The sequence below is a fragment of the Actinoplanes lutulentus genome, assembly GCF_003259845.1.
Classification (GTDB): Bacteria; Actinomycetota; Actinomycetes; order Mycobacteriales; family Micromonosporaceae; genus Actinoplanes; species Actinoplanes lutulentus.
Genome location: NZ_QLMJ01000004.1, coordinates 550,733 through 561,826, shown reverse-complemented (window position 1 = coordinate 561,826; position 11,094 = coordinate 550,733). Strand labels below are relative to the sequence as shown.

Annotated in this window: 7 protein-coding genes; 5 read left to right on the top strand and 2 right to left on the bottom strand. The window is 69.1% G+C overall.

What is annotated here, in order from left to right:
• Positions 1–711: 711 nt before the first annotated feature.
• Entirely contained in the window at positions 712–1,350 is a 639-nt protein-coding gene (locus B0I29_RS12910; RefSeq protein WP_181557783.1) for a hypothetical protein, read from the bottom strand.
• Between the two features lie 61 nt (positions 1,351–1,411).
• Between B0I29_RS12910 and B0I29_RS12905 the strand changes: the two genes are divergently transcribed.
• Genes B0I29_RS12905 through B0I29_RS12895 form a run of 3 tightly spaced genes read left to right on the top strand, consistent with a single transcriptional unit; the run spans position 1,412 to position 5,759 of the window.
• Positions 1,412–4,042, top strand: a complete 2,631-nt coding sequence (locus tag B0I29_RS12905; protein ID WP_111649136.1) for a valine--tRNA ligase — start codon at positions 1,412–1,414, stop codon at positions 4,040–4,042.
• Complete coding sequence (locus tag B0I29_RS12900; protein ID WP_111649135.1) at positions 4,039–5,367, top strand: bifunctional folylpolyglutamate synthase/dihydrofolate synthase; 1,329 nt, start codon at positions 4,039–4,041, stop codon at positions 5,365–5,367. The genes B0I29_RS12905 and B0I29_RS12900 overlap by 4 nt, the downstream gene beginning before the upstream one ends.
• Before the next feature lie 20 nt (positions 5,368–5,387).
• The gene (locus B0I29_RS12895) at positions 5,388–5,759 is read left to right on the top strand and encodes a DUF4233 domain-containing protein (protein ID WP_245972480.1); all 372 of its coding nucleotides are present in this window, start codon (positions 5,388–5,390) and stop codon (positions 5,757–5,759) included.
• Positions 5,760–5,818: 59 nt separating this feature from the next.
• Here the strand turns inward: B0I29_RS12895 and B0I29_RS12890 are convergent, their stop codons facing one another.
• Positions 5,819–8,245, bottom strand: coding sequence for a VOC family protein (locus B0I29_RS12890; protein ID WP_111649133.1), 2,427 nt, complete (start codon positions 8,243–8,245; stop codon positions 5,819–5,821).
• A gap of 148 nt (positions 8,246–8,393) precedes the next feature.
• Here B0I29_RS12890 and ndk point away from each other — a divergent pair, with 148 nt between their 5' ends.
• Together ndk and B0I29_RS12880 are read left to right on the top strand one after the other, a co-directional pair.
• Positions 8,394–8,810, top strand: coding sequence for a nucleoside-diphosphate kinase (gene ndk, locus B0I29_RS12885; RefSeq protein ID WP_111649132.1), 417 nt, complete (start codon positions 8,394–8,396; stop codon positions 8,808–8,810).
• A gap of 661 nt (positions 8,811–9,471) precedes the next feature.
• Positions 9,472–11,067, top strand: a complete 1,596-nt coding sequence (locus B0I29_RS12880) for a methyl-accepting chemotaxis protein (RefSeq protein ID WP_245972479.1) — start codon at positions 9,472–9,474, stop codon at positions 11,065–11,067.
• Positions 11,068–11,094: the final 27 nt, after the last annotated feature.

Sequence of the window (11,094 nt, the reverse complement as noted above, 5' to 3'; positions counted from 1 at the left end):
GTAGCTAAGCCCTCCAGCGCCGATGGTACTGCACTCGGGAGGGTGTGGGAGAGTAGGACGCCGCCGGACTCAACTTGTATGAAAGCCCACCCGGGTATCCGGGTGGGCTTTCTGCATTTCCAGGCCGTTTCTTGCTGCCGGCTGGGACGGTTGTGGGGCGGGGATGGGCCACGCAGGGCGGTCAGGCTTGATCCCTGCGTGGCCCATCCCCGCCCCACAACCTTGCTCACCTGGCCGACTTTCTCTCACGCCTGGTGGTCGAGGAAACTCCTCAATCTTGGGCCGGTCCGCGCCGGCCACGTCGCTGCCTGCGCTATTTCTGCGCGATGCGACTCCCGCACGCTGCCATTCCCTACCAGGGCTTGGGTGGCTTGTGGCTCTCTTTGTTGGCCGGGCCGAGCCGTAGCTCAGACATCTCATCGGATCGTCTTAACGTGGCTGGAGTACGGCCGAGTGGCCCGAGCCGTAGTCCAGCCACGTCATCGCAGCCCTATTCCATGGCTGAGCTACGGCTCGCCTTCGGACAGCTGTGCCTACCGGCCGGTTGCCCGTATCCGCAGGTTGGTTGGCGGGTGGGCGGCTTGTGCTTAGGGTCGTGTTTTTGGGCTTTGCGCGACCACGGGCGCAAGCTGGTGTCGGGGCTCGGGCTTCTCGCGCGGCGGTTCTGCTCGCCTGGTCCCGTTTGCTGTTCTGGGCCGGTTTGGCTGGCTGTTAGTCGCGGGTTTGGGTTGCTTTGCGGATTTGGCGTAGGAGGGTGGCGGCCTCTGGTTCGGTGCGGTCCAGGAACATTGCCACTGCGAGGCTGCCGTGGTCGGCCCAGCCGCAGACTGTGAGGGTTGTTCCTTCGGAGTTGGTCGTGCCGCACTTCATGGTGCCGCCCAGGTCGCCCGGGTCTACGTCGTCGACGCCGGTGACGCTGCCTTCTTCGTCGCCCAGGAGGGTGAAGGCGTTTTCCAGTTCCTTGTCGGGGGCCCATAGGAGGGCTGTGCCGCCGAAGAAGAGGACGCTGCGGTTGTCGCTTCCGGTGTAGACGGCGCCCACTGCCTTGTCCATGGTGATTTCCGCGGAGATGGCGCTGCGCAGGTAATCGGCGGTGGCCGCTGCGTCCTCGCTGTCGTCCAGCTGGAGGGTGCCGATGGTGGGGGGAGTGGAAAGGGTGGTGTGGCGCTGGGTGTTGACCTGCCAGGCCACATAACCGAGGGTCGCCGCGCCGACCAGGGAGACTGCCAGGAGCCCGCTCAGTACGATCTTGCGTACGTTCCGGCGGTTTTTCGGGGTGTCCTCTTCGCTGGTCTCCGCGAGCTGGAACGGGCCTGCGTTGATCTCGATCGGCTCAGGCTCGGGCGACATTGCGCGAGCCTATCGTCCCCCGAGCGAGATGGTGCGCATAGCACCTCCGTAGACTTGTCGGGTGACCGATGCTACCGAAACCCGTACTCCCGACAGCCGGCCCACCGGTGGCCTCTCCGCCCAGTACCAGCCGGGCGAGGTAGAGCAGCGGCGGTACGAGCGTTGGGTATCGGAGGGCTACTTCACGGCGGACCCCAAGAGTGACAAGCCGCCGTTCACGATTGTCATCCCGCCGCCGAACGTGACCGGTTCGCTGCACGTCGGCCACGCGCTCGACCACACCATCCAGGACACCCTGGTGCGCCTCAAGCGCATGCAGGGTTTCGAGGTGCTGTGGCTGCCCGGCATGGACCACGCCGGCATCGCCACGCAGAACGTGGTCGAGCGCAAGCTGGCCGCTCAGCAGCTGTCCCGGCACGACCTGGGCCGGGAGAAGTTCGTCGAGAAGGTCTGGGAGTGGAAAGCCGAGTCCGGTGGCGCGATCCTCGGGCAGATGCGGCGGCTCGGTGACTCCGTCGACTGGTCGCGGGAACGCTTCACGATGGACGAGGGCCTGTCCCGGGCCGTGCAGACCATCTTCAAGAAGATGTTCGACGACGGCCTGATCTACCGCGCGAACCGGATCATCAACTGGTGCCCGCGCTGCCTCACCGCGCTCAGCGACATCGAGGTGGAGCACAGCGACGACGACGGCGAGCTCGTCTCGATCCGGTACGGCGAGGGTGCGAACTCGATCGTGGTCGCGACCACCCGGGCCGAGACCATGCTCGGTGACACCGCGGTCGCCGTGCACCCGGACGACGAGCGTTACCAGCACCTGATCGGCACCGAGGTGGAGCTGCCGCTGACCGGCCGGCGGATCCCGATCGTGGCGGACGAGCACGTCGACCCGGCGTTCGGCACCGGTGCGGTGAAGGTGACCCCGGCGCACGACCCGAACGACTTCGAGATCGGGCAGCGGCACGGACTGCCGAGCCTGACCGTGATGGACGAGCGGGCCGTCATTACCGTACCCGGGCCTTTTGAAGGTCTTGATCGGTTTGAAGCGCGACCGGCGATCGTTGCTGCCCTGCGTGAGCAGGGACGGATCGTGGCGGAGAAGCGGCCCTACGTGCACTCCGTCGGGCATTGCTCGCGGTGCAAGACCACTGTCGAGCCGCGGCTGTCGCTGCAGTGGTTCGTCAACACCGCTCCGCTGGCGAAAGCGGCCGGCGACGCGGTGCGCGACGGCCGGGTGAAGATCGAGCCGGCTGAGCTGTCCAAGCGGTACTTCGCGTGGGTCGACAACATGCACGACTGGTGCATCTCCCGGCAGCTCTGGTGGGGACACCGGATCCCGGTCTGGTACGGCCCGGACGGCGAGGTCGTCTGCGTCGGACCGGACGAGCAGCCGCCGGCCGGCGAGGGCTGGCGCCAGGACGAGGACGTGCTCGACACGTGGTTCTCGTCCGGGCTGTGGCCGTTCTCCACGCTGGGCTGGCCGGAGAAGACCGCCGAGCTGGAGAAGTTCTACCCGACCAGCGTCCTGGTCACCGGTTACGACATCCTGTTCTTCTGGGTCGCCCGGATGATGATGTTCGGTCTGTACGCGATGGACGGCAAGCAGCCGTTCGACGTAGTCAACCTGCACGGCATGGTCCGCGACCAGTTCGGCAAGAAGATGTCGAAGTCGTTCGGCAACGTCGTCGACCCGCTGGACTGGATCGACCGGTACGGCGCCGACGCCACCCGTTTCACCCTCGCGCGCGGCGCCAACCCGGGCTCGGACGTGCCGGTCAGCGAGGAGTGGTGCCAGGGCTCGCGGAACTTCTGCAACAAGCTCTGGAACGCGACCCGGTTCGCGATGATGAACGGCGCCACGGTGACCGGCGATCTTCCGCCTCAGGAGGAGCTGTCGGCCATCGACCGCTGGATCCTCTCGCGCCTCGAGCACACCATCGCCGAGGTCGACGGCTACTTCGCCACCTATGAGTACGCCAAGGTCTGCGACACCCTCTACCACTTCGCGTGGGATGACGTCTGCGACTGGTACCTGGAGCTCAGCAAGCCGGTGCTCGCAGCCGGAAGCGCCGCGTCCCAGCGAGTCCTCGGCCACGTGCTCGACCAGCTGCTCCGGCTGCTCCACCCGGTGATCCCGTTCGTCACCGAGGAGCTGTGGATCGCGCTGACCGGCGGCGAGACCCTGACGCACGCCGCCTGGCCGACCGTCGACCCCGCGCGGATCGACGACGCTGCCGAGGAGGAGCTGGCCGCCCTGCAGAAGGTGGTCACCGAGGTGCGCCGGTTCCGTTCCGACCAGGGCCTCAAGCCGAGCCAGCGGGTCACCGCCGCGCTGACCGGCCTCGGCAACGTCGGGATCGACACGCACGAGCCGCTGATCCGTTCGCTGGCCCGTCTCGACGCGCCCGGCCCGGACTTCACGGCGACCGCGACCCTCGCGGTGACCGGTGCGATCACCGTCGACCTGGACACCCGTGGCGCCATCGACGTGGCGGCCGAACGGGCCCGCCTGGACAAGGACCGCGCCGCCGCCGAGAAGGAGGCGACCCAGTGCCGGGCCAAGCTCGGCAACGAGTCGTTCATCGGCAAGGCGCCGGAGCAGGTGGTCGCGAAGATCAAGGACCGGCTGGCAGCCGCCGAGGCTGACCTGGTGCGAATTGCCGCGGCTCTGGAAACGTTGCCCAAGTCATGAGCTCCGAATACGCAGAGGTCGAGGCCGCGCTGAACGAGCGCGGCTTCACCCGCATGGCTTTCGACATGCGGAAGATCCGGGATCTGATGGACGTGCTGGGCAGCCCGCAGCGGGCGTACCCGGCGATCCACCTGACCGGCACCAACGGCAAGACCAGCACGGCGCGGATGATCGACGGGCTGTTGCGGGCGCATGGGCTGCACACCGGGCGATACACCAGCCCGCACCTGGAGACTGTTCGGGAGCGGATCAGTCTGGACGGGGATCCGGTCACCGAGGATCGACTGGTCACGATTTATGACGACGTCGCGCCGCTTGCTGATCTGGTCGACGCGCGTTACCCCGAGCCGCTGACCTACTTCGACATGACGACGGCCATGGCGTACGCGGCGTTCGCCGACGCGCCGGTGGACATCGCTGTGGTCGAGGTCGGCCTCGGCGGCGAGGAGGACGCGACAAACGTCATCGATGCGGGCGTCTGCGTGCTCACCCCGATCGGGCTGGACCACACCGAGTGGCTCGGCGACACGATCGAGGACATCGCCTGGCACAAGGTCGGCATCATCCACAAGGACGCCACCGTGATCACCGCGCTTCAGGACGAGGACGCCATGCGGCCCATCCTGGAACGCTGCGCGGACATGGGCGCCACCCTGGCCCGTGAGGGCAGCGAGTTCGGCGTGGTCGAGCGGACCCAGGCGGTCGGCGGGCAGGTGCTCACCCTGCAGGGTCTCGGCGGCATCTACGACGAGATCTTCCTGCCGCTCTTCGGCGCGCACCAGGCTCAGAACGCCGCTCTGGCGCTCGCCGCCGTCGAGGCCTTCCTCGGCGCCGGCCCGGACAAGCAGCTGGAAGCCGATCTCGTCCGCGAGGGCTTCTCCGGGGTCGACTCCCCGGGCCGGCTCGAGCGGGTGCGCAGCGCGCCGACGATCCTCCTGGACGGCGCGCACAACCCGCACGGCATGGCTGCGACCGTCAAGGCGCTGGAGGAGGAGTTCACCTTCCGCCACCTGGTCGTGGTCCTCGCGGTCCTCGGCGACAAGGACGTGAGCGGCCTGCTCGACCTGCTCGAACCGATCGCGGCCAGGCTCGTGGTCACCCAGAACAGCTCGCCGCGCTCGATGCCCGTCGAGGAACTGTCCCAGCTCGCCATCGAGTTCTTTGGCGAGGACCGGGTCACGATCACGCAGAACATGCCGGACGCCATCGAGGAAGCCGTCATTCTCGCCGAGGACGACTCCTCCGGTGAGCTGAGCGGCGTCGGCGTACTGATCACCGGCTCGGTGGTCACGGTCGCCGACGCGCGACGACTGCTGAAGCGATGACGGATTCTCAGGAGGGCGCGATGCCATCGGAGGGCGAGCAGACTGCCGCGGCGCGGCCTTCAGGTCTCAAAAATCCCCAGGCAGCGGTACGCGGACTCGGCGCGGCCACCCTGGCGATGGAAGCGCTCGTCCTGCTCCTGGCGATCGCACCGTTGAGTGTCATGGGCGGCGACCGCAAGGGCGCCGCGATCATTGCGGTGAGCGTCGCGACGGTCCTGGCGATCGTGCTGGCCGGCAGCATGAAGCGGAGCTGGGCATGGCACGCCGGCAGCGCCCTGCAGGTCCTGCTGCTGATCGGCGGCGTCCTGCACTGGACCGTCGCCGCGATCGGCGTGATCTTCGGGCTGGCGTGGCTCTATGCGCTGCACGTCCGTAAGTCGATCCTGAGCTGAACGACAGAACCGGCTGGAGCTTTCCGCTCCAGCCGGTTCTTCATGTCGCTGCTTCGGTACTAGCGGATGGCCCGCCACTGGGTGATCGCGATGTTGTGGTTGTCCGGGTCGCGGAACGTCGCCGACCACAGCTCCAGCTTGTCGCCCCGGTTCACCGCGCGCGGCGGGTGCACGAACTTCACGCCCTTGGCCTTCAGCTCGTCGTGCACCGCGTTCACGTCGCCGACCTCCAGGTTGAGGTATATCAACCGGCCGGCCTCGGACGGCAGGCTGTGCACGGTCCGCAGCACCAGCCGGGTGTCACCGGACGCGAGGACCGCGCTGCCGTCCCCGCTGTCGATCTCGTAGAAGCCGAGCACGTCCCGATAGAACACGACCGACTGATTCAAATCGGTCACGAGCACCGTGATGCCCACGCCGTGAATCGCTCCGGCGGGCCCGGGCCGCGCACTGGGGTAGGCCGTGAAGACGTCACCGGCCCGTGCGTCCGGCTCCTGCCGGCCACCTAGGTCCCCCCAGGGGTTGGTGGCCGGTGAGTTGGTGGCCGGTGGGGTGGCGGCGGCGACGGTGGGCTCGGGGTCGTCGGGGACGACGTCGGCTGGGGGCGCGACGATGCCGGTCGCGACGGCCTGCGAGGCGGCGGGGGTGGTTTCCGGAGCTGGCTCCGGGTTGTCGTCGAGCGGGATCTCGCTGTCGTTTTCGTTGTCGTCCAGGGGGATGTCGATCTCGTCGACGGCCGGGGGTGGTGCTGCCGGGCCGGCCACGGTCTCCGGCGGCGGGGCCGTCGGGAACGGCCGATCCGGGATGGGAGCGACCGGCGGCGGCGAGACCGGCGACGGCGCCGAAGCCATGGACGTCGGAACCCGCTCCGGCTCCGGAGCCGCCCGGAACCCGGTCACCGTGGGCCCGGACCGTGTCTCGGTCTCGACTTCCTGGTCATTGTCAGAAGCCCCTGCGGAGCTGTGCTGACCACCCGGCTCCTCACCCGGCTGTGTGAAGAAGCGGGTGCGTCCCGACGATGTCCGCGCCGATGTATCCGTGGGGTCCGGGGCGGGGGTTTCGGCATGCCCCGTCTGAACGGGGTCGATGCGGGTTGCTTCAGCCGTCTCCACGTGCTCCGGAGCGGGGGTTTGCTCGGGCTCGGGGTCGGGCTCGTGCTTGCGGCGGAAAGCGGACGCGGCGGCACCGGCTACCGCCCCGGCAGCGGCGGCGAACCCGGCAACAGCGGCAGCCCCGACCCCGGAGCGCCGCTCCTCAGACCGCGTCTCAGCCTCGGGCCGGGCGGTCTCCGCTTCAGGCCGGGCGGGCTCAGCCTCGGGTTGGGTCTCAGCCTCGGGTCGGGTCTCTGCCTCGGGCTGGGTGTTCTCCGTGTGCCGGTTTTCTTCCAGGGGCAGGTCGATCAGCGGGTCCTGCTCGGCCACCGGTTTCGGGGCTGTCTCGGACTCGGGCGGGGTGCGCTGGGCCGGTGGCATGCCGGTTGCGGTTTCCCGCTCGACCGTCGCCGTGGCCGAGCCACCACGGGGCCGTGGGCTCGGACGGGCGCCCGGTGGACGAGAACCCGATGCGTTCGGGGAAAACGGGGCGGCTTGTCCCGTACCCGGGCCTGTGCCTGAAGCGGGACCGGCGCTGGGACCGTGACCAGGCGCTGAGCTCGCGGCGGAGCCGGAGCCGAACGTCGTGAACGGCGCAGACGCCGCGCTTCCGGCGAAGGAATCGCGGGAGCCCGGGTCGTCGGCGGGATCGCTGGTGAACGCGGCGCCGGCGGCGCGACGCGGAAGAGGCGGCGGTGGGTCGTCGTCGCCGCCGACGACGTGGCCCTCGACGATCGTGCCGGCCGGGGTGTCGCGGACCACGACGGGCGTGGTCGGACCGGCGGTGTATGCCGCACGGGGCGCGGGCGGCGGCGGAGGTTCGTCGGCCTCGAACTGCCAGTCCCGCTCGCGGCCCTCCCACGGCGCCGGGCCGATGTCGCCGAGAAGGTCGTCGTCGCGGTCGTCGGTCTCCTGGTACGCCGGCTGGGTGGCCGGCGGCGGCGGGTCCTCGCCCTCGTCACGCAGCGGGGCGTCGTTCCAGCTGACCCGGACCCGGCGGGTGTCGTCGACGTCCACGGTGATCGGGACTGTCGAACCGACCGCGGGCCACTTGGCGACCGGAATCCGCGACTCGCGCAGCACGGTGTCGAAGGTGCCCAGGCCGGGCGCCACCACGATCACGTCAATATCGGCACGACCGTACGCGGACGAGAGCGGAGGCGGCGGGATCGCCTTGACCTCGGCGTTCCCGGCGACGGTGGCACGGCCGCCGCGGCGCGGCACGTTCACGATCGCGAGGATCACGGCGAGCACGAGCACGGCGACGCCGAAGAGCGCGACGGGCCAGCTCGACATGCCGAGTCCGTAAACGATCACGAAGACCGCCAGCGTGCCCATGACCGCCGCCACCAGTTTGCGGGCCGGTGCGATGGGCCGGCCGGTCTGGTTCGCCACTGTGGACCTCCCGGTTGTTCCCGTCAGGTTATTGCCCGGCGCCACATCCGCGAAAGTGCGGTAGTCCGGACATCGCCGCTCACGCGATTCGCGGTACCGATAGGCTGAACTCCCCGCGTGTCGGCCTGCCCTTGCATGGAGGAACTGCGTGACCAGCACCACCGAGCGTTCGCTCGTGCTCATCAAGCCCGACGCGGTGCGCCGCGGCCTGCTCGGCGACATCCTGTCCCGCTTCGAGCGTAAGGGCCTGATCATCGAGGCGCTGGAGTTGCGCACGATGGACGCGTCCCTCGCCGACGCGCACTACGCCGAGCACGTCGACAAGGCTTTTTACCCACCGCTGAAGGACTTCATGACGAGCGGCCCGCTCGCCGCCGTCGTCCTCTCCGGCGACTCCGTGATCGAGGTGGTCCGCGCCATGATCGGCGCCACCGACGGCCGCAAGGCAGCAGCCGGCACGATCCGCGGCGACCTGGCCCTCTCCAACCGCGAGAACCTGGTCCACGCCTCGGACTCCCCGGACAGCGCCGAGCGCGAGCTCGCCCTCTGGTTCCCCAAGATCTAACCCCTTTTTGGTACGCCGAAAGCGCGCCAGTCCCGATGAGGGGCGGGCGCGCTTTCCCGCATCCACCGGCGGACGGCCCGCAGTACTGACCTGCTGGTTATCACCGTTCCGTCCGCCCGTGCCGATCGTGGTCCCCAAACCACACCCCGCCGGGAACAGCGGCCCAAGCTCGCACAGCCCCGAGCCAGGCGTGTCGATTTCGGGTGCGCTGGGTGCCGCAATTCGACACGCTGCTCGCGAACGGCCTGCTGTGTGTCGATTTTGGGTGCGATACGCGCCTCAACTCGACACACACCGGGCGGGTGCTCGCGGCGTGGTGCCCTCGGCTCCTGCCAGCCGGATCCGCCGAGCCCGGATCTGGCTGGCGCTTACGGTCGCCATACGGGACAGCTGGCAGCCCTCAGCGCCAGCCAGCCAGCTCTTCAGCGCCAGCCCGCCCTTCAAAGCGCCAGCCCGCCCTTCAGCGCCAGCCAGGCCTTCCTTCCGCGCCGGCCAGGCCTTCCTTCAGCGCCGGCCGGCGGCCCCTTAGTGCCTGCTAGTCGGAGCAGCGGTGACGGGGCTGGGCGGGTACGCGTACGAAATAGGCAGTTTGCTTTTGATTGTGGTTTTCAGGCCGAAAGGGGGGCCGAGAGAGCGAGGAATTATGAATCTTCTCCGGCGAATGCGGTTGCGTGTGCGGCTGCTGTCCGCTTTCGGGGTGTTCTGTCTGCTGGTGGCGGCTATGACGGCGGTGGGGGTTGCCGAGTCGCGGGCGCAGACGGCGGCGGCGGATCGTGTGGATGAGATGCAGGTGCTGACGCGGGCGGTCATGCAGCTGAAGTTCCGCAACGCCGACGTGAGCGGCTGGCAGCTGGCCTACGGCTGGGACGCTTCGCTGAAGGGGCCGGCGGCGGCTATCGATCCCGCCTCGGAGAACCGCAAGGGTACGACCGACTCGCTGGACGCGCTGGAGTCCGAGCTCAAGGTCGTGGCCGATTCTGATCTCACGGCTGACGAGCGGGCGCTCTTCGCGGCGATCACGGAGAATTTCGCGAAGTTCCGGGAGTACGACGACCAGGTGGTCGAGATCCTGGGCGCGGGCGGTGCGGACGCGGTGACGCGGGCCGCTGAGCTGATCAACAACGAGAGTTACGACGTCTACCTGGCGATCGTGGAGAACACCAACAAGCTGGTCGACTCGGTGACCGCTCGGACCGACGTGGCGCAGGCCGAGCTGCAGACGGCGGGGGAGCGGCTGCGGTTCGCGCTGCTCACCGGGTGTGCGCTGGCGCTGATCCTGACCGTGCTGCTCGGCCTGCTGCTGACCGTGAGCATCGAGCGTCCGGTTGCCCGGGTGGCCGCGGCGCTGCGGGTGCTGGCGCAGCGGGATGTCACGCCGCGCCTGCCGGTCGACGGACGGGACGAGCTGACCGACATGGCGGTCGCGTTCAACGAGGCCGGTGACGCTGTCCGGGAGATGCTCGCCGGGGTCGGTGATCGGGCGAACTCGCTGGCCGAGGCGTCATCGGAGCTCGCTGCGGTGGCCCGGCGGATGGACGGGCAGGCGGAGGACACCAGCAGCCAGGCGAGCGTGGTCGCCGGCGCGGCCGGGGAGGTCTCCGGCAACGTGCAGACGATGGCCGGCGCGGCGCAGGAGATGGTGGCCGCGATCAGCGAGATCTCGCGCAGCACCACGTCGGCCGCCGGCGTCGCCGCGGACGCTGTCGATACCGCGCGGCAGACCTCGGCGTCGGTGGCCCAGCTGGTCACCGCGAGCGACGAGATCGGCGCGATCGTCAAGACGATCACCGGGATCGCCGAGCAGACCAACCTGCTGGCTCTGAACGCCACCATCGAGGCGGCCCGGGCCGGTGACGCGGGCAAGGGGTTCGCCGTGGTCGCCAGCGAGGTCAAGGATCTCGCGCAGGAGACCGCGCGGGCGTCCGCCGACATCATCGACAAGATCGCCGCGATCCAGCAGACGACGGGCAGGGCGACCACGGCGATCGGCCGGATCACCGAGGTCGTGCAGGAGATCTCGGAGCTTCAGGAGAACATCGCCGCAGCGGTGGAGGAGCAGTCCGCCACCACCGGCGAGATCAACCGCAGTGTCGCCGAGGTGGCGCAGGGATCGGACCAGATCGCCCGCAACGTCGCGAGCGTCGCGGACATCGCGACGGCGACGACCCGGGACGCCACGGCCACCCGGGACTCGGCGCGGCAGCTCGGCGACATGGCCGGTGATCTGCGCGCTCTGGTGTCGTCGTTCAAATACTGACCACCACGGGGTAATGCGGATGAGGGA